Here is a 16308-nt window from a genome sequence, read left to right on the forward strand (position 1 = left end):
CGGGGGCGTGCGCCGGCGACGGCGAGGGCCTCGCATCACTGTGGACATCAGAAGTACCGGATGGACCAGTCGAACATGCGTACCGGCAGGAGTACGAGGACGACGGTCGCGGCGACGGCGAGCAGCACGCGCACGGTGCGAAGACCTCGCCACCACGGGATGATCCATAGCAGCAGCCACATGGTGCCCGCGATCGCCACATGCACGCCGATCACTCTGAGGCTGGTTTCCTCGCAACTGTTGTCGGCGATTGCCTCTTTGCACAGCGTCGGCGGGCCGTTGCTGTCTCCGATGTTTCCCAACACTCCGACTATGCCAGCCAGCACCGGTGCCGCCACGAGGGTGAACAGTGGCGTCACCAACCATCCGGCAAGATCGCGGCGCCGGTCCATAAGCCGCCCCATCAGCGAGACGATACAACCGGATCGACACACACCACGCCCCGTCGCCGCGGCGGACGATTGATCGACTCGGCCTCCGGGAAATCGGGGTATCAGGACGCCGTTTTCGGACCGACTTCCAGGAACCCGAGTGGATCAGGCAGTCCTAGGCGTCGATGAACGTCGTACCGTGTTCCGATGGTCTCGGACGCGGTGCGGTACTACGACGACTTCCTCACCGGGCGGGACTGGCTCGCCGAGGGGTTGAGCTGGGCTGTGGTGCAGCCGGCGAGTACCGAGGCCACCGTCGACGGGATCATCAAGCGGCTGCGGGCCAGGCGTGTCGAGCCGGGTGACGACCAGTCGGGCGAGCTTGCCGACCTAGCCCAGATCGGCCCGAACGTGCTGGTGTTCCAGGACAATGGCTGCGCGTTGAGCCGGCCCGAGGTGCTGCGCTGGCTCAGCGACGGCACGCGGGTGCACACCGTCGAGTGGACTGTGAACGGCAACGGCGGCCTCACGTACGCGGTGTACGGCCGGGTGCTCGCCTGGATGGACCTGAACGACCCGGAGCGGCGGCACGGCGACGACCCGTCCGCGTTCGCCGACGACCTGGACGACGTACGCGCCGCGCGCGGAACCGGGTACGTGCGGTCGGCGGCGATGGCGTTCGTCGAACGGCGGACCGGGGTGCGGCTGCCGGCCGAGTGGATGAGCGACGAGGGGGTCGACCCGCAGGCCGGGCCGTGGGTGACGGTGCGGCTGCCGCACATCCCGGCCGACCCGAGGCCGCCGTCGAACTTCGGTCACTACGAGCCCGACCTGGACGCTCGGCTGCGGTCCGCGCCGGATGAGGTACGGCGGGCGGCGGTGGCGCACGCCGTACGGGCGGTGATCATGCGGCTCCGGTTCAGCGACGACGAGCTGGCGAGGCAGGCGGTCGAGGCCGTCGAGCGGGGGCTGACCGTGGACGAGGAGACCCGGTGGAGGATCGTCCGCCTCACGGCGCAGGGCGGTGATGTCCGGGCCGGCGCCGATGCCGTGCACGCCCTGCACGCGGCGCTGGGCGCGGAAATGGCCGGCGTCGACGCGCTGGGCGCCGCGCGGCACGCGCTCGGCGACGGTTGGCCGGCGGTGCGCCAGGACCTGTACCGCCTCGTGCGGGAGACCGGCTGACGGGGTCGGATCGACGCCAAGATCTGCACAACATCCCCGATGTTGCTGCCTCAGCCGCGCCGGAGACAGCAACATCCCCGAAGTTGCTGTCACACCACACCACACCACGAACACCACGCCACGAACAGCAGATCGGCGGGCGGCGGGATTTTTTCCGGCCTGGCGTCGAATCGAGGGCTGCTCGTTCGTGGTACGGGTGGAGGCGGTCGGCGAAGGCCGCCCGGGAGACGAGGAGTTCTGAGATGGCGCGGTACCTGATCTCGTTCAACGACGGCGCGATGGACCACATCCCCGCCGAGGAGTTGCCCGAGGTGGGCAAGGCGGCGCACGCCGTGCTCCAGGAGGCCGTCGACGCGGGCGTCTGGGTGTTCGGCGGCGGCCTTCAACGGCAGCGGGCCAACATCGTGGCCACGGACGGGTCGGTCACCGACGGCCTCTACCCGGAGACCAAGGAGGTCATCGGCGGGTTCGTGGTCGTCGACGTGACCACCCGCGAGGAGGCGCTCGGATGGGCTGCCAAGTTCGCCGCCGGCTGCCGCTGCGCCCAGGAGGTCCGGGAGATCATGGCCGACCCCGAGATGGAGGAGATGCTCCGCCGCGCCGACCGTCGAGGGTGACCTTCATCGGGAAGATCCTGGTGGTCTGCGTCTCGCACCACGACGGCACGACATGGAAGTGCTCGTCCCGCCCCTGAAGCGGGTGGTTCTAGGTGTGCTGAAGTGCGGTATGCCTCAGAGGTATGAACATTCCACTGAGGTATACCGCTCACCACCGCCGCTGTGGTTGGTCGAGCAGACCCGGCCGGCCGGGTAGCGCAGGCTGTACCGGCAGGAGGGCAGCTGCGGGGATCGTCCCCGGATCGGAATTCTTGAACCCTTGATGGCGTCAAGCGTTTCCGAGACTCCAGGGAGCAGTCATGCCGCCGCACGCCGTTACGTCCACGCGCCGCCCAGCCCTGCGGGCGGTCGCCGCGACACTGGCCGCCGCCACCATCCTGACCGGGTCCGCCGCGTTCGCCGCCACCGACAGTGGTCGCCCGGCCGGGCCACCCGATGCCGTGCAGCGGCAACTGGACGGCCTGGTCAGCGAGAGTGGCTTCCCCGGCGTCCTCGCCTCCGTACGGGGGGCCGACGGCCGGGTCCGCGACTACACCGCCGGGGTCGGCGACCTCCAGACGCGTCGCCCGGTTCCCCGGGACGGCCAGGTCCGCATCGGCAGCAACACGAAGACCTTCACCGCGGTGGTCGTCCTGCAGTTGGTGGGGGAGGGGCGCATCGACCTGGATGCCACGGTCGAGCACTACCTGCCCGGAGTCGTGCGAGGTCACGGCAACGACGGCAGCGCGATCACCGTACGTCAGCTGTTGCAGCAGACGAGCGGCCTGGCGGACTACGACGACGTGCTCTTCACCAAGGCGCAGGACCTCATCGACAAGAGCCACTCGTACTACCAGCCGAGGCGGCTGGTGGATGCCGCGCTGACGAACGCGCCGCACTTCGCGCCCGGCGCGAGGTGGGAGTACAGCAACACGAACTACGTCCTCGCCGGGCTCATCGTCGAGCAGGTCACCGAGCGTCCCATCGGCGAGGAGATCACCAACCGGATCATCAGGCCGCTCGGCCTGCGCGACACCTACTGGCCGGGAGTGGGGGAGCAGTCTCTTCGGGGTACGCACCCGCACGGCTACGTCGCAGTGGGCCCCGGCGCACCGTGGGTGGACGTCACCGACATGGACCCGTCGCTGGGCTGGGCCGCCGGCCAACTGGTCTCCACCCCGGACGAGCTGCGGACCTTCTTCCAGGCGCTCGTCGACGGCCGGCTGCTCAAGCCCGCGCAGCAGAAGGCGATGATGACCACCGTGCCCGCGCCCGGCTTCGAGCCGACCGGCGAGTACGCGTACGGGCTCGGCATCGCCAGCCACGAGTTGCCCTGCGGCGTCGAAGCCTGGGGTCACGGCGGGGACATCCAGGGGTTCGAGACCCGCAACCTGGTCACCCGCGACGGCCGCGGTGCCGTGGTCGCCGTGACCGGCCTGCCGACCGGTGAGCAGATGCTCGCCGAGGTGAACGAGAGCGTCGAGACGGCGCTGTGCGGCACCGACCACCGAGCATCGTCGGTCCGGTGACATCGCACGCGGACCTGCGCGGCTACCTTCCGGCCGCTACGGCGAGCCGACGCCGTAGGAAGGCGGCTCCCAGCGGGTACCGGTAATCCCGGCCGCCTGTTCGTGCGCGCGGTTGAGGATCGACTCCGCCTCCCGCCGCGCGGCGGTCACGATGCTCTCCGCCTCGAGTCGCGCGACGGCGCGGTGGTCCTCGGCCTGCTTCTCGGCGAGGTCGAGGATCTGCTCCACCCGGGTGCCCAGGCCGCTGAGGGTCGGCGTCTCCCGCTTGCGCCGTCGCGGAGCGGCGGCGGCCTGGTCGTCCTCCCCCCGGTCGGCCAGGCCGTCCTCGACGAGGTGGGACTCGCCGGTGCCGATCAGGGAGAGCGCGACTCCGATCGCGGCGACCGCGACACCGGACCAGACGGCGGCCGGCCCGAGGGCCGGACCGACCGCGCCGCCGACGCCGAGCCCGACGAGGACGGCTGCGGTCCTGGCTGGCTTGCGCACGGGTCCTCCAACGACGGTACGGGCGCGGGCATCGGGTTCCAGCATGACGATCGAGTCAAGCTCGCCGGCCCCGAACACTCCATCGTGGATTGAGGTCGGTCACCGTGCGGGGGGCTGGATTCCCGCCAGGGAAAGGGCCAGGAGTCGTTCCGCCTTCGTGGCGTCGGCCGGCTGGGCGGCGAGTGAGATGGCGTTGGCGAGGGTCATCACGTCCGCCATGACGACATCCGCGCGTACGGTTCCCTGCTCGACGGCCCGACGCAACAGCTTCTCGCCCGCCGCGCAGAGCGTCGCGCCGCAGGTCTCGTTCTCCTCAGGTGGCGCGTTCAGCAGTGTCACCGCGAGCCCACGGGTCGTCGTGGCGTACACGGTGACCTCCCGCAACCAGGTGGTGAAGGCGGCGAGAGCGTCCGGCTCGGCCAGCAGGTCCTCGGCGCGGCCGGCGAGGTTCTGCACGCAGGTCCGGAAGACGGCCTGGAGCAGGGACCACCGGGACGGGAAGCGCCGGTGCAGGGTCGCCGAGCCGACCCCGGCGGAGCGGGCGATCTCCTCCAGCGAGGCGTACGCGCCATCGCGGGCGATCGCCTCGGCGGCCGCCTTCACGATGAGGTCGTAGTTGCGTTGTGCGTCGGCTCTCATGGCCCGCCCTTGCCAAAATGGGGTGGTCCCCCATATCTTAGCCGGTGACAAGTGGGGGGACGCCCCACTTATTTGGAGGCATCATGGCTGTCCTCGTCATCGGCGCGACCGGCAAGCAGGGAGGGGCTACCGCCCGAGCGCTGCTCGACCGTGGCGTCGTGGTCCGTGCCCTGGTCCGCGACGTCGCCACCGACAGCGCACAGGCTCTGGCCGCGCGCGGCGCCGAACTGGTCAAGGGCGACCTGGACGATCCCGCGTCGCTGCTCGCCGCGGCCCAGGGGATGGACGGCCTCTTCTCGATCCCGTTTCCCGACGTGGCGAACCTGCAGGGCGACGCCGAGCTGACTCGCGGTCGGAACGTCGTCGAGGCCGCCCGCCGGGCCGGCGTGGCACACGTCGTACACAGCAGCGTGTCCGGCGCGGGCGACTTCCACCGCAGCCAGCCCGGCTGGGCCGAGGGCCGCTGGGACCGGCACTACTGGGAGAGCAAGGCGGCGATCGACGAGATGGTCCGCACCGGTGGCTTCGCGCACTGGACCGTCCTGGCGCCCTCGACGTTCATGGAGAACCTGGTCGGCTGGTCGTACCTCTTCGGCGACTGGTCCAGCGGCACGATCATCACCGGCTTCGCGGCGGACGCCCAGCTCCCCTGGGTCGCCGTCGACGACATCGGAGAGGCCGCGGCGATCGCGTTCACGGACCCGGGACGGCTCGACGGCCTGGACGTCGAACTCGCCGGCGACCTGCTCACCATGACCGAGGTGGCCGCGATCCTCAGCGAGGTCACCGGCCGGACGATCTCCGCGCCCGTGCTCACTCCGCGGGAAGCCGTCGAACGCGGACTGCTTCCCGCCATGGTCAATTCGGTCGAGCGGATCAACGAGAACGGCAGTCCCGCCCGTCCCGAGATCACCCGGGCGCTCGGCCTGCCCACGACCGACTTCCGGACGTGGGCACGCCGCACATTCTCCTGAGGGGTCACATCGAGGCGGTGGCCCGCGTCCGGGTCGCGACGACCCGGCGGCGGCGCACCGGGTACGGGATCGGGTGGGAGATCCCCCAGGCGGCGCCCTTGCAGACGACCTCCTTGTAGCGGGCCGCCAGCCGCCCGGTCAGCTGGGACGGCTTGGCCCGGTCGTCGGCGGTCACGTACTGAATGATGCCGTCGCGGCGGCCGAGACTGATGCACTGGTTGAAGTAGCGCAGCGGGGCATTCGGCATCTTCGTCCGGCCGGTCAGGCGCGCGGCGATGGCGTCGGCCGCCTGCCAGGCCATCGGAGTTCCCGAGGCGCAGGACATCCGTAGCGGCTTGCCGCCCGGCCCGGCGGCGAGTCCGGCGTCGCCGACCGCGTACACGTCCGGGTGCGAGACGGACCGCATGGTGTCGTCGACGATGATCTGCCCGGTGGCCGCGACGGTCAGACCGGTGGCGGCGGCGATGGGGTGGACGGCGAAGCCGGCCGTCCACACGGTCACCGTGGCCGGGATCGTGCCACCGTCGGCGTTGACCACGCCGGCCGGCTCGACCCGAACGACGTCGGTGTGCTCGTGCACCGAGATGCCGAGCCGGTTCGTGACGCCCCGCAGGTGCTGTCGCGCCCTGCCGTTCAGCCAGTCACCGAGACCGCCGCGGACGGCGATCGCGACGTCGAGGTCGGGCCGGGCCTCGGCGATCTCGGTGACGGCCTCGAGGCCGGTGAGACCCCCGCCGACCACGAGCACCTGCTGCCCGGCGGCGAGGTGGGCGAGACGGTCCCGCAGCCGCAGCGCCGACGGTCGGCCCGCGAGGTCGTACGCGTGCTCGGCGACGCCGGGAACGCCGTGGTCGGCCGAGGCGCTGCCGAGGGCGTAGACGAGCGTGTCGTACGCGATCTCGTTGTTGCCGTGCGGGTCGGTGAGCGCGACGGTGCGGCGGTCGACGTCGACGGCGGTGACCCGGGCGACGCGGACCCGCACGCCGGTGCCCGCGTACACCCGGCTCAGCTCGCGGCGCGTGAGGTCCTGGCCGGCGGCGAGCTGGTGCATGCGGACCCGCTCGACGAAGTCGGCCTCGGCGTTGACAACGGTGATCTCGATGTCGTCGGGGTGCAACCGGCGGGCGAGGCGGCCGGCGGCGGTCGCTCCGGCGTAGCCGGCTCCGAGGACGACGATGCGGTGCTTCATGGCGGCGCTCCTGTCTCGGCGATGGTCGCTACCTGAACCGGGCAGCGACGCCGTTGCTGACAGGAGGCGGCTATGACCTGGGTCACCAGACGTGCAGGAGCGGCTCCGAGTGCGCGGTGACGGACCACTGGCGGGTGACGCGTTCGAGCTTGTCGGGGTTGACCTGGACGCGGATCGCCGCGACTCCCTCGGGGGTCATCTCCAGGGACATGACACCGACGACCTGCTCGCCGGTCACGACGACGACCGCGGGCCCGCCGTTGACGACCTCGGCGTAGAGGGCGGGGCTGCTGCCGCCCACCAGGTTCCGTTTCACGTCGCTGGGCCGGAAGAGGCCGCGCAGGAACTTCGCCACCGCCAGCGCGCCGACGACCGGCGTGGTGCGGGCCGGGATCTTGCCGCCGCCGTCACCGACGCTCGTCACGTCCCCGGTCAACAACTCCACCAGCCGCTGGATCTGGCCGCTGTTGGCCGCCGTGAGGAACTCGCTGACGATCTGCCGGGCGGCGGCGTCGTCCACCTCGCCGCGCGCCCGGCCGGCGGCGACGTGCTGCTTGGCACGCCGGTAGATCTGCTGGCAGTTCGACTCGGTGAGGTCGAGGATCTCGGCGATCTCGCTGTGCGGGTAGCCGAAGGCCTCGCGCAGCACGTACACCGCGCGCTCGTTGGGCGACAGCCGCTCCATGAGGGTGAGCACCGCCATCGAGACCGATTCGCGCTGCTCGACGGTGTCGACCGGCCCGAGCATCCGGTCCCCGGCGAGGACGGGCTCGGGCAGCCAGGTGCCCACGTAGGTCTCGCGCCGGGCGCGCGCCGAGGTGAGCTGGTTGAGGCACAGGTTGGTGAGTACCCTCGTCAGCCAGGCCTCGGGCGTCTCGACGCGCTCCCGGTCGGTGGCCTGCCAGCGCAGGAACGTGTCCTGGACCGCGTCCTCGGCGTCGCTGGCCGAGCCCAGCAGTCGATAGGCGATCGCCTCCAGGCGGGGCCGGGAGCGCTCGAACACCTCGATCTCGTCGGAACGCAGTGGCATGGCTCGACAGTAACCGCGCCTGTCGCGCGGCTCGGCGAGCCGGTTGCGCGGTGATTCGGCGCGCTCGGTAGGCGCAAACCGGGACGTCAGCGGCCGCAGATCCCACTACTGGCCATTAGGATGTGGGCCATGAGCGCCGAGGCCGTAGGCATGTACATGCCCGCCGTCGTGACGCTCGACGACGTCGCGGCGATGAACTCCGCCGATCCGAATGGCCACCGCTACGAGACCAGCCCCGAGGGGGTCCTGTCGGTCATGCCGCCGCCCGATTCGGAGCACGCCACGATCGCGAGTCGGCTCTTTGCCTGGCTGATTATGGCTGGTTGGCCCGCCGAGCAGGTGCTTCAAGCCGTCGGTGTGCGGATCTCCGGCCCGGGTGGTGACGGTGGCCGAATTCCCGATCTCAGCGTCTGGCGCAAGCCGCCGGGCCGCAGTGTCTGGGCGTCGGTGACCGAAATCGCGCTTGTAGTGGAGATCGTCTCGCCGGGTTCGGAGGCGATGGACTCGGTGACCAAGGTCCGTGAGTACGCGTCGGCCGGCATCTCGCAGTACTGGGTCGTGGACCGCGACGGGGCGCAGACGGTCACCCTCTACCGGCTGGGTGGAAACGGGTCGTACGAGGAGCACGCGAAGATGCCGTTGGCGTGGCTGCTCCAGTCGGTCCCCGCCGACCACCTCGACCAGAGCCTCTGACACACGTCCCTACTGGTCGACGAGCGCCGTCAGGGCCGCGCGTTGTGGCCAGGCCTCGTCGGTCATGCAGTCGGTGAGGCAGGAGAGACCGAAGGCAAGCGGCCACGAGGCGCTGTGCCGATTCTCGGCGGGCAGCAGCGCGAGAGGGTCGTCGGGATCCCACTGTGCGGTGGTCGGAACGGGTACGGCGAGCACCTCACCCACGTACGGCCGTTCCGTCCAGAGGACGGCCCGCCGCAGCACCTCGTCGGCAGTGACCTTGAGCAGGGTGACCGTGCAGAACTCCGGCACGCCGCCCCGACTGATCCACCGCCCGAAGCCGAGGACCACGCTCTCGGCTATCTCGTGTGGTTCGAGGTGGCACTCCTCGCGCAGTTCGCGCAGCGCGCCAGCGACGATGACCTCCTGAAGGCTGGGCGCGGTAACCGTCGCCGCCGCGTCCCCGGGCTCCAACGAACCGGATCCGGAGGGTGCGATGAGCCCGGGGCTGCCCACGTTGTCCCGGGTCTGTGCGACGAGCAGCAGCCGTCCGTCGAGGGTGAACGCCAGGGTGGAGATGCCCACCACGTTTGCCAGCCGACTGTCGGCGAACCGTCGCAGCCGGTCCCGGTGGTCGAGGATCAGGTCACGGCCACGCATCGGTCGGGTGTCCCGACCTGCCTCGTAGACGTCGTACGGCGCGAGCAGGTTGCTGCAGAAGAAGTCGAAGTAGTGCGCCGGCCGCAGCGTGACGACCGGGTCGTCGGCACCGGTCGGCAGGTCGTCGGCGAGGCCCAACACCGCTCCGTTGTACATGGCGGCCGTCCGGGCGTGCCGGGCCAGGAAGTCGAACGACCAGCGCCGCAGGTCCCGGCCGAGGACGTAGCTCGTCGGCGAGACGGCGCAGCGGATGCGCTGGCCCCGCAGCCGGGAACTCTCGTCGGTGGGGATGATGCCGGTGCTGTGGGCACTGGTGAGGACCCGCCTCGGGTACCGGACCTGTTCGACGATGTCCCGATAGTCGTCGCCGTCGCGGGGATGGAAGCGGAACTGTCGAGTCCGTCGACGGTTGGCGAGGATCTCCAGGGTCGAGACCAGGAGACCCGCCGTGGCCGCCGCGACGCTGAGCGCCAGCGGTGGGCTCTGGGTGGCGGTCGCCGCGCTCAGGATCGCCAGGCCGACGCCGGCGGCGGTCAGGCGGTACCGCCACAGGCCCTGCCGCCAGATGCTCATCGTCGTGCTGACTCTTCTCGCCGTCCTGAGCACTCGGCACCTTTTCGGTCGCACCTGACGGAGACGACCGCATGGTATCCGCAGTAGAAACCACCACATTTACGCCGAGTTGCCGTCCAAGTTTACGAATGTGTCAGCGCTCGCGGCGTGCGCCGCGCCGCGGTGGCCAGCGGCGGCGCAGGTGAGCAATCCGTCCGTCGAGGACAGATGTCGCTAACCGGACAAGACGGTAAAGCCCCTGGTAGAGGACCCTTAAGGCAGGCGAGAGGGCGAGGGATGTCGGGCCACATCCCCACCCGCGGGCCCGGTACGGACAGCATCGTCCGCTCCGGTGCCGCCCTCGCCGGCCCGGCCCCGCCGGTGCGGGCCCGGCACCGCCGCCGGCCCCGACGAGGCGCACGGCTCGGCCGTCCCACACCGCTGGAGGCGCCCGCAGCGGTGTCACCGTCCACCGCCGGCGACGTCGCCCACCGGCACGTCGCCCACGTGCCCTGTCGACCACACGCATCGTGGATCCCGCCCTGTTCGGCGTCGCTCACCCGCGCGCCGGGCCGGGCGACCGAATCAGAGAGGCCCTGTCATGGCGGCTCCCACCGCGACCGCAGCCCTGAACGCATCCGTCTTCTCGCCGGGTGACCAGATGCTGCTGACCGTCACGTACTCCGACGCCGACACCAAACCGCTGACCGTCACCATCGTGGTCACCGACGCGCAGGGCAACAGCAGCGCGCCGGTCAAGGTCACCGCGGTCATCGACCCGCTCACCGTGACCGTCTCCGACAACTCCGGGCGTACCTGGACCCGGGTCTCCGACAACGGCTCCGTCGCCGTGTACCGGGCGGTGGCGTGATGCCCCGGGTCACCGTCCAGGTCCGCGACGCCGCCGGACACACGGCGACGGCCGGGGTCGACTACACCGTGCGCCAACCGGTGCTCGGCGGCTACTACCTGTCCGGCGGGGCCGACCCCACCGCCGACATGGCCGGCGGCAACTTCCGCTCGTTGACCCAGTACCGCAGCTTCGCCGACGGGTACATCTTTCCCGGCTACAACCGGCCATGGCTGGTCAACCTGGGCAAGGCCGGCGTGCAGATGAACATGGTCCTGGAGCTGAAGCACTACGGCGCCGGCGACGCCGGGCCGCAGACCTTCACCGTGGACGGCGTCACCTACACCGTGCCCGCGCCGTCGATGACGATCCAGCAGCGTCCGGGCACCAGTTGGCCGAAGGCGTACGGCTACACCCAGGTGCTCAACGGCCAGTGCGACGGGTTGTTCGCGCGGGCCCTGTCCCAGTACCGGACGCTAGGCTTCGGGGTGAACATCCAACTCGCGTCCGAGTTGGACACCGACCACGAGTTCGGTACGACCGAGGCCGGCAAGGCGTACACCTGGGCCGAGTCCGACGCGCGGGCGGTGCAGGCTGTGTCGTACATCGTCACCTGGTTCAAGGCCCGGACCTTGCCCACCGGCACGACCTTCTCCGTGGGGGTGGGCGGCTTCGACCGGGCGTGCTTCCAGCGCACCCACACCGAGGCGCTGATGTCCCGACTGGACTACCTCCAGTGGAACGCCTACGCGACCGCCTCCGGCCAGACCGCGCTGGCCCGCTTCCGCCGGACCAAGGACTGGGCGGTGGCGGACCTCGGCCCGGTGGCGCTGTCCCGGCCGGTGATCATCGCGGAGTACGGGGTGCGGTCCGCCGAGATCCCCGACCAGGCCGCCTGGATCGCCACCGTTCCGGCGGCGATCGCCCAGCTCAACGCCGAGCGGGGTCCCCTCATCGCGCGGACCAACTACTTCAACTCCGGGTGGGGCACCCTGTCGCCGAAGGCGGCCGGGCTGGCCGCGCTGCGCACCGCGTACGCCACCCGACCGTACGTCTGATCGACGCGGTCACTCCGCTTCGAGCCGCTCGGCGTACGCGTCGCGCAGTGCGGGCCAGCCGAAGTCCTTGGCCTCGGCGCCGCGGATCGGGCCGACCGGGTCTCCGTCGAGCAGCCGGTCGGCCACGTCGAGGCAGAGGTGCCAGCCCGCGGCGACCATCGGCAGCGCGCCCGGCTCGGCGACGGTGTGTCGCAGGGTGAGCCGGGTGCCGCTACCCGAGGCCGTCAGCTCCCACCGCAGCAGGTCGTCGCCCCAGGTGTACTCGAGCAGGTGAGGCGGCTCGGCTCGGCGTACGGCCGCGGTCTGCTGCACCGACGTCTCGCCGTCGACGAGGGTGAGCACGGCGGCGCCGGGGCTGCCGAGGTCCCGGTCGGCGAGGAACGGCGCCCACTGCGCGAGCTGTGCCGGATCGGTCAGCGCCGCCCAGACCGCGCCGGGTGGGTGCCGCAGGTCGCGGACGAACACCAGGGTCGCACCGCCGTCGGCGTGTTCGGCGCGCGCCTCGGCGGGTGGGCTCGGGCGGAACGTGTCGCGGTCCATGTCACTGCTCCTGACTGTCGAGGTGCCGTTGTAGGGCGTCCAGGTGACGACTCCACAGCTGGCGGTACGGGTCGAGCCAGCCGTCGACCGCTCGCAGCGGACCCGGGTCGAGGCGGTAGATCCGCCGCCGGGCGGCGACCCGGCAGGAGACGAAGCCGGCCTCGCGCAACACCCGCAGGTGTTTGGAGACGGCCGGCTGGCTGACACCGAGCCCGTCGACCAGCTCGTTCACGCTGCGGTCGGCGTCGCGGAGGGCGTCGAGGATCCGGCGTCGGGTGGGCTCGGCGAGGACGGTGAAGGCGTCGCTGGACACCCGCTCAATATGCCCCTGCCGTCATATGTCTGTCAAAGTATACGACGGTGGCGGCCGTCCCGGAGCGGCATCGGGGACGGCTACCTATGCTCGGAGCATGGAACTGCGGATCTTCACCGAACCCCAGCAGGGTGCCACCTACGACCAGTTGCTCGCGGTCGCCCGCCGCGCCGAGGACGCCGGCTTCGGCGCGTTCTTCCGCTCCGACCACTACCTGAAGATGGGCTCGGTGAGCGGCGACCCGGGCCCCACCGACGCGTGGACGACGCTGGCCGGTCTGGCCCGCGACACCAGCAGCATCCGGCTGGGCACGCTGATGACCGCCGCCACGTTCCGGCTGCCCGGCCCGCTGGCGATCACGGTGGCGCAGGTCGACCAGATGAGCGGCGGTCGGGTGGAGCTGGGCATCGGCACCGGTTGGTACGGCGACGAGCACACCGCGTACGGCATCCCGTTCCCGGCCCTGGGCGAGCGGTTCGACCGACTGGAGGAGCAGCTCGCGGTCATCACCGGCCTCTGGTCCACCCCGGCGGGCGAGACGTTCAGCCACCCGGGCCGGTACTACCCGGTCACCGACTCGCCCGCCCTGCCCAAGCCGGTGCAGCAGCCCCGCCCGCCGATCCTGCTCGGCGGGATGGGGCCGAAGCGGACGCCCCGGCTGGCCGCCCGCTACGCCGACGAGTTCAACCTGCCGTTCGCCTCGCCGACGGACTCGGCGGCGCAGTTCGAGCGCGTCCGCGCGGTGTGCGCCGAGATCGGCCGCGACCCGGCGGAACTGGTCTGGTCCAACGCCCTGGTGCTCTGCTGCGGACGCGACGACGCCGAGGTGGCCCGCCGGGCCGCCGCCATCGGCCGGGACCCGGACGAGCTGCGGGCCAACGGCATCGCCGGCACGCCCGACGAGGTCCTGAACACCATCGACCGGTACGCCAAGATCGGCAGCCAGCGGATCTACCTCCAGGTGCTGGACCTGGCCGACCTCGACCACCTCGACCTGGTCGCGAGCGAGGTGCTGGCGAACCTGTGACCCGTCAGGCGCGGTGCTGCGCGTGCCGGCCCGGCTCGCGCAGCACCGTGTCCAACCGGCCGTCACGGTCGCTGTCCACATAGGTGATGTCCGGTACGCCGTCACCGTCCACGTCGATCTGGACGACGTCGGCCACGCCGTCACCGTTGAGGTCGGTGACGATCTCGACCGACCCGTCCAGGTGGCGCGTCACGATCGACCGCGACTCGCCGGCGGGCTCGCGGGGCGGTGGCCCCGGCGACGGTACGGGCGTCGGCGCGGGAGCGGGAGCGGGCGTCGGCCGGGGACCGGGTGTGGGCGCCGGGTGGTTCGGCAACCGGACGTTTGGCGGCGCACTGGCCGGCTCGACCGCGCTGCCGGTCGGGTCCAGCTCCTCCTCCGACGGGAAGACGTCGCCCCGCGCGGCCGGATCACGGTAGCTGCTCATGGGCGTAGGGTTCCCCGCCGACGGCGAGAACAACCGTGCCCGATCGTCCGGTGTCCTCGGTGCCCGGTCTGGCGGAAGATGTCGGGACCGACGCCACGGTCATGAAACGGGGGTCCACGGGTGGAATTGCGCCGGAATCGGGGGGCCCGTGCGCTCGCCCTGGCCTGCGTACTCGGTGGGGTAATCCTGCTGGCCTATCCCAGCGACCGCGCCCTGCTACGGACGATCATCGCGGTGGGTGTCATCGCGCTCGGCGCGGTGGCGCTGGTCAGCGCGTTGCGGCCGTTCCGGTTCGGGATCCACGCGGACGGGCTGAGCATCCGGCGGCCGGGCCTGCGCCGGGAGTTCCGGTGGGCCGAGGTCGACACGGTGGTCCTCGACGAGCCGCCTCGACAGGATGGCTACCCGACCCCGCCGAGGCTGTTGCTGGTGCCTGTGCAGGGTATGCCGCGTGAGCTGGTGACCTCCCGCCACCCGCTCGACGGCCGGCCGGCCATCGAGCTGCTCGTTCTCGACCAGGTCCGCGAGCAACCCGAGCAGGTGTCCGAAGCGCTCACCCGGCATGCCGGAGACCGCTTCGTCGACCTGCTCGCTCTGCGGCGCGCCGCCTTCGCCGTCCCGGACATCGCGGTGGGCCTGCGCGGCTACGCCATGGACCGGGTCGATCGGCTGATCCGGCGCGGCCAGGACGCCCTGCTGTCCGGCGACGCGGCGGCCCGGGAGGCAGCCCGCGTCGAGATCGAACGCGCCAGCGCGGCCGGTCTGCCGCGCGCCCAGCGTGGTTACCACACGTTCCAGGTGGATACGGTTCTAGACGCCCTCATCGCCGCTCTGAGCGACCAGCAGTCCACCGATCGGGAGACCGCCACGTGACCACCCCGGGACCGAACGCCACGTCGACCGCAGCTTCCGAGGTGCCACGCCGCAACTGGGCCGGCAACGTCCGGTACGCGGCGCGGGCGTTCCACCGACCGACCTCCCTCGACGAGGTGCGTCGCCTCGTCGCCGGCAGTCGGCGCGTCCGCGCCCTCGGCACGGGGCACTCCTTCAACCGCTTCGGCGACACCGCCGGCGACCTCGTGAGCCTGGCCGGTCTGCCGCCGACCGTCGAGGTGGACCGCGAACGGGGCCAGGTCACCGTGAGCGGCGCGATGCGCTACGGCGACCTCGCCGGACACCTGCACAACCAGGGGTACGCGCTGGCCAACATGGCCTCGCTGCCGCACATCTCGGTCGCCGGCGCGGTGGCCACCGCAACCCACGGCTCCGGCCCCACCCACGGCAACCTGGCCAGCGCCGTCGCCGGCCTGGAGCTGGTCACCGCCGACGGCGACCTGCTGCGGGTCGACCGCGACGACGACACGTTCGCCGGCATGGTGGTGGGGCTCGGCGCGCTCGGCCTGGTCACCCGGGTCACCCTGGACCTGGTGCCGGCCTTCGAGCTGCGCCAGTACGTACGGCTCGACCTCGACCCGGCCGCGCTGGACGAGGCGCTCGACTCGGCGTACAGCGTGAGTGTCTTCACCGACTGGCGTAGGCCGCGACTGCGGGAGGTGTGGCGCAAGCAGCTCGCGGACCAGCCGCCGCCGGAGGCGGACTGGCTCGGCACCACCCCGGCCGACCAGCCACGGCACCCGGTGCTCGGCATGCCGCCGGAGAACTGCACCCCGCAACTCGGCGAGCCGGGCCCGTGGCACGAGCGCCTGCCGCACTTCAAGCTCGGCTTCACCCCGAGCAGCGGTGACGAGTTGCAGTCCGAGTACCACCTGCCACGTACCGCCGTCGCCGACGCGCTCGCCGCCCTGGCCGACGTGGCGCACCTGATCGCCCCGGTCCTGCACGTGTGCGAGCTGCGGACGGTGGCGGCCGACGAGCTGTGGCTGAGCCCCAACCACCAGCGGGACAGCTTCGTCGTCCACTTCACCTGGGTCGACGACACCGACGCGGTGCTACCCGTGCTGGCCGAGGTGGAGGCGCGACTGGCCCCGTTCGCTCCGCGCCCGCACTGGGGCAAGGTCTTCGTCACCGACCCGGAGGACCTGTCGGGCCGCTACCCGAGGTACGCCGACTTCACGTCCCTGCTGACGAAGCTGGACCCCAAAAACAAGTTCGGAACCGACCAGCTGAACCACTACTTCCCCCGCTAGCTCCCCGCGCCGCCCTACCCACGTCGATCATGGAGTTGTGGTGCCCGTTCAGGGGGCTTCGAA

Annotated in this window: 19 protein-coding genes; 10 read left to right on the forward strand and 9 right to left on the reverse strand. The window is 71.3% G+C overall.

The genetic code is table 11. The features are described from left to right. Positions 1-47 precede the first annotated feature (47 nt). Entirely contained in the window at positions 48-404 is a 357-nt protein-coding gene (locus tag ACIBTX_RS28235) for a hypothetical protein (RefSeq protein WP_357173561.1), read from the reverse strand. Between the two features lie 174 nt (positions 405-578). On the opposite strand from ACIBTX_RS28235, the gene ACIBTX_RS28240 reads away from it, so the two are divergent. The 3 genes from ACIBTX_RS28240 (at position 579) to ACIBTX_RS28250 (ending at position 3681) form a co-directional block, all read left to right on the forward strand. Beyond that, positions 579-1556: a DUF6461 domain-containing protein gene (locus ACIBTX_RS28240; protein ID WP_396833209.1), complete on the forward strand. Its 978-nt coding sequence runs from the start codon at positions 579-581 to the stop codon at positions 1554-1556. A 242-nt stretch (positions 1557-1798) separates the two neighbouring features. Then, positions 1799-2173, forward strand: a complete 375-nt coding sequence (locus ACIBTX_RS28245; RefSeq protein WP_357132338.1) for a YciI family protein — start codon at positions 1799-1801, stop codon at positions 2171-2173. Positions 2174-2472: 299 nt separating this feature from the next. Next, positions 2473-3681: a serine hydrolase domain-containing protein gene (locus ACIBTX_RS28250; protein WP_396833210.1), complete on the forward strand. Its 1209-nt coding sequence runs from the start codon at positions 2473-2475 to the stop codon at positions 3679-3681. A 36-nt stretch (positions 3682-3717) separates the two neighbouring features. Here the strand turns inward: ACIBTX_RS28250 and ACIBTX_RS28255 are convergent, their stop codons facing one another. Further along, on the reverse strand, positions 3718-4167 hold the full coding sequence (locus ACIBTX_RS28255) for a hypothetical protein (protein ID WP_357173569.1): 450 nt from the start codon (positions 4165-4167) through the stop codon (positions 3718-3720). A gap of 99 nt (positions 4168-4266) precedes the next feature. Next, complete coding sequence (locus tag ACIBTX_RS28260) at positions 4267-4806, reverse strand: helix-turn-helix domain-containing protein (RefSeq protein WP_357173572.1); 540 nt, start codon at positions 4804-4806, stop codon at positions 4267-4269. An 83-nt stretch (positions 4807-4889) separates the two neighbouring features. Between ACIBTX_RS28260 and ACIBTX_RS28265 the strand changes: the two genes are divergently transcribed. Beyond that, a complete protein-coding gene (locus ACIBTX_RS28265) occupies positions 4890-5780 on the forward strand; it encodes an NmrA/HSCARG family protein (RefSeq protein WP_357173575.1) in 891 nt (296 codons plus the stop codon). Positions 5781-5784: 4 nt separating this feature from the next. Here the strand turns inward: ACIBTX_RS28265 and ACIBTX_RS28270 are convergent, their stop codons facing one another. Together ACIBTX_RS28270 and ACIBTX_RS28275 are read right to left on the reverse strand one after the other, a co-directional pair. Then, entirely contained in the window at positions 5785-6969 is a 1185-nt protein-coding gene (locus ACIBTX_RS28270; RefSeq protein WP_357393277.1) for an FAD-dependent oxidoreductase, read from the reverse strand. 82 nt (positions 6970-7051) lie between these two features. Next, positions 7052-7999 (reverse strand): RNA polymerase sigma-70 factor, encoded by a 948-nt coding sequence (locus tag ACIBTX_RS28275; protein WP_357132353.1) that lies wholly within the window; start codon positions 7997-7999, stop codon positions 7052-7054. 129 nt (positions 8000-8128) lie between these two features. Between ACIBTX_RS28275 and ACIBTX_RS28280 the strand changes: the two genes are divergently transcribed. Continuing rightward, positions 8129-8692 carry a Uma2 family endonuclease gene (locus ACIBTX_RS28280; RefSeq protein WP_357173581.1) on the forward strand — a complete coding sequence of 188 codons (564 nt, stop codon included), beginning with the start codon at positions 8129-8131 and terminating at the stop codon, positions 8690-8692. Between the two features lie 9 nt (positions 8693-8701). On the opposite strand, the gene ACIBTX_RS28285 is transcribed toward ACIBTX_RS28280, so the two are convergent. Continuing rightward, the gene (locus tag ACIBTX_RS28285; RefSeq protein ID WP_357132359.1) at positions 8702-9904 is read right to left on the reverse strand and encodes a hypothetical protein; all 1203 of its coding nucleotides are present in this window, start codon (positions 9902-9904) and stop codon (positions 8702-8704) included. Between the two features lie 580 nt (positions 9905-10484). Here ACIBTX_RS28285 and ACIBTX_RS28290 point away from each other — a divergent pair. Together ACIBTX_RS28290 and ACIBTX_RS28295 are read left to right on the forward strand one after the other, a co-directional pair. Further along, complete coding sequence (locus ACIBTX_RS28290) at positions 10485-10754, forward strand: hypothetical protein (RefSeq protein WP_355051350.1); 270 nt, start codon at positions 10485-10487, stop codon at positions 10752-10754. After that, positions 10754-11791: a hypothetical protein gene (locus ACIBTX_RS28295; protein WP_357132362.1), complete on the forward strand. Its 1038-nt coding sequence runs from the start codon at positions 10754-10756 to the stop codon at positions 11789-11791. Before ACIBTX_RS28290 ends, ACIBTX_RS28295 begins: the two co-directional genes overlap by 1 nt. A 9-nt stretch (positions 11792-11800) precedes the next feature. On the opposite strand, the gene ACIBTX_RS28300 is transcribed toward ACIBTX_RS28295, so the two are convergent. Together ACIBTX_RS28300 and ACIBTX_RS28305 are read right to left on the reverse strand one after the other, a co-directional pair. After that, on the reverse strand, positions 11801-12331 hold the full coding sequence (locus ACIBTX_RS28300) for an SRPBCC family protein (protein ID WP_357132366.1): 531 nt from the start codon (positions 12329-12331) through the stop codon (positions 11801-11803). Between the two features lies 1 nt (position 12332). Further along, positions 12333-12644, reverse strand: a complete 312-nt coding sequence (locus ACIBTX_RS28305; protein WP_357132369.1) for a metalloregulator ArsR/SmtB family transcription factor — start codon at positions 12642-12644, stop codon at positions 12333-12335. A 97-nt stretch (positions 12645-12741) separates the two neighbouring features. Here ACIBTX_RS28305 and ACIBTX_RS28310 point away from each other — a divergent pair, with 97 nt between their 5' ends. Beyond that, on the forward strand, positions 12742-13671 hold the full coding sequence (locus ACIBTX_RS28310; protein WP_363660260.1) for an LLM class F420-dependent oxidoreductase: 930 nt from the start codon (positions 12742-12744) through the stop codon (positions 13669-13671). Between the two features lie 4 nt (positions 13672-13675). On the opposite strand, the gene ACIBTX_RS28315 is transcribed toward ACIBTX_RS28310, so the two are convergent. Further along, entirely contained in the window at positions 13676-14098 is a 423-nt protein-coding gene (locus tag ACIBTX_RS28315; RefSeq protein WP_357132374.1) for a hypothetical protein, read from the reverse strand. 120 nt (positions 14099-14218) lie between these two features. Between ACIBTX_RS28315 and ACIBTX_RS28320 the strand changes: the two genes are divergently transcribed. Beyond that, a complete protein-coding gene (locus tag ACIBTX_RS28320; RefSeq protein WP_396833211.1) occupies positions 14219-14971 on the forward strand; it encodes a hypothetical protein in 753 nt (250 codons plus the stop codon). Further along, on the forward strand, positions 14968-16245 hold the full coding sequence (locus ACIBTX_RS28325) for an FAD-binding protein (RefSeq protein WP_396833212.1): 1278 nt from the start codon (positions 14968-14970) through the stop codon (positions 16243-16245). The genes ACIBTX_RS28320 and ACIBTX_RS28325 overlap by 4 nt, the downstream gene beginning before the upstream one ends. The last annotated feature ends 63 nt before the right edge of the window (positions 16246-16308 follow it).

Source organism: Micromonospora sp. NPDC049359, from assembly GCF_044466585.1.
Lineage (GTDB): Bacteria > Actinomycetota > Actinomycetes > Mycobacteriales > Micromonosporaceae > Micromonospora.

Coding starts and splice junctions, on each gene's coding strand:
- ACIBTX_RS28285 (WP_357132359.1), bottom strand. CDS start 9,904: ATGAGCATCTGGCGGCAGGGCCTGTGGCGGTACCGCCTGACCGCCGCC.
- ACIBTX_RS28260 (WP_357173572.1), bottom strand. CDS start 4,806: ATGAGAGCCGACGCACAACGCAACTACGACCTCATCGTGAAGGCGGCC.
- ACIBTX_RS28300 (WP_357132366.1), bottom strand. CDS start 12,331: ATGGACCGCGACACGTTCCGCCCGAGCCCACCCGCCGAGGCGCGCGCC.
- ACIBTX_RS28235 (WP_357173561.1), bottom strand. CDS start 404: ATGGGGCGGCTTATGGACCGGCGCCGCGATCTTGCCGGATGGTTGGTG.
- ACIBTX_RS28310 (WP_363660260.1), top strand. CDS start 12,742: ATGGAACTGCGGATCTTCACCGAACCCCAGCAGGGTGCCACCTACGAC.
- ACIBTX_RS28265 (WP_357173575.1), top strand. CDS start 4,890: ATGGCTGTCCTCGTCATCGGCGCGACCGGCAAGCAGGGAGGGGCTACC.
- ACIBTX_RS28315 (WP_357132374.1), bottom strand. CDS start 14,098: ATGAGCAGCTACCGTGATCCGGCCGCGCGGGGCGACGTCTTCCCGTCG.
- ACIBTX_RS28280 (WP_357173581.1), top strand. CDS start 8,129: ATGAGCGCCGAGGCCGTAGGCATGTACATGCCCGCCGTCGTGACGCTC.
- ACIBTX_RS28250 (WP_396833210.1), top strand. CDS start 2,473: ATGCCGCCGCACGCCGTTACGTCCACGCGCCGCCCAGCCCTGCGGGCG.
- ACIBTX_RS28290 (WP_355051350.1), top strand. CDS start 10,485: ATGGCGGCTCCCACCGCGACCGCAGCCCTGAACGCATCCGTCTTCTCG.
- ACIBTX_RS28240 (WP_396833209.1), top strand. CDS start 579: ATGGTCTCGGACGCGGTGCGGTACTACGACGACTTCCTCACCGGGCGG.
- ACIBTX_RS28295 (WP_357132362.1), top strand. CDS start 10,754: ATGCCCCGGGTCACCGTCCAGGTCCGCGACGCCGCCGGACACACGGCG.
- ACIBTX_RS28270 (WP_357393277.1), bottom strand. CDS start 6,969: ATGAAGCACCGCATCGTCGTCCTCGGAGCCGGCTACGCCGGAGCGACC.
- ACIBTX_RS28275 (WP_357132353.1), bottom strand. CDS start 7,999: ATGCCACTGCGTTCCGACGAGATCGAGGTGTTCGAGCGCTCCCGGCCC.
- ACIBTX_RS28245 (WP_357132338.1), top strand. CDS start 1,799: ATGGCGCGGTACCTGATCTCGTTCAACGACGGCGCGATGGACCACATC.